Source organism: Shigella sp. FC1967, assembly GCF_001743005.1.
GTDB lineage: Bacteria > Pseudomonadota > Gammaproteobacteria > Enterobacterales > Enterobacteriaceae > Proteus.
The window spans coordinates 1-404 of the sequence record NZ_MIIZ01001312.1; the positions used below are offsets into that span (position 1 = coordinate 1).

1 rRNA gene is annotated in these 404 nt (G+C 48.3%); it reads right to left on the minus strand.

Features of this window, described 5'->3' with window-relative positions:
* Positions 1-114 precede the first annotated feature (114 nt).
* Positions 115-404 (minus strand): 23S ribosomal RNA (locus tag BHE89_RS21570); the annotation flags it as partial.

The following is a 404-nucleotide window of genomic DNA, read 5'->3' on the forward strand; positions in this document are numbered from 1 at the left end:
ATTCTGTTTTATTACCCGTGCCTCACCTTTTAACGGCTCGTCACCAGTAATTATCAATCTTAAACAAGCTTACTTCATCGTTTTGTCTCTCTGACAAAACACCTTCGGTGTTGTCAGGTTAAGCCTCACGGTTCATTAGTACTGGTTAGCTCAACGTATCGCTACGCTTACACACCCAGCCTATCAACGTCTTAGTCTTAAACGTTCCTTTAGGTCACTCTAGGTGACAGGGAAGACTCATCTCGAGGCAAGTTTCCCGCTTAGATGCTTTCAGCGGTTATCTCTTCCGCACTTAGCTACCGGGCATGCCATTGGCATGACAACCCGAACACCAGTGGTGCGTTCACTCCGGTCCTCTCGTACTAGGAGCAACCCCTCTCAATCTTCCAACGCCCACGGCAGAT